Annotated in this window: 1 protein-coding gene; it reads right to left on the bottom strand. The window is 61.3% G+C overall.

The features are described 5' to 3' along the window. A partial coding sequence (locus RAD10_RS42365; protein WP_461622076.1) for a hypothetical protein occupies window positions 1-197 on the bottom strand: 197 nt, incomplete at its 3' end. Window positions 198-248: the final 51 nt, after the last annotated feature.

Genomic DNA, 248 nt, shown 5'->3' with positions numbered 1-248 from the left:
AGCCACAGCAACGGCATCGCCGCCTCGCTGGCCCCGAGGTAACTGTAGATCGGCCCCATATTGCTTTGCTGCAGGCCGAAGCTGAACTGGAGCCCGAAAAAGCCGATATTCATTTGGAAGATGCGCGCCAAGGAAAGGCGCGGCTTGCGCTCCCCTGCGGACGCGTTGCCCGTGCTGTCATCCGCCTTCTGGTGCATCGCCCTCTCCAACCTGTTCGTGACAGCCTGTCTTTCGGCGGTCGCTACCAT

This window comes from Bradyrhizobium sp. 23AC (genome assembly GCF_054863025.1).
This window is presented reverse-complemented; position numbering and strand designations above follow the sequence as displayed.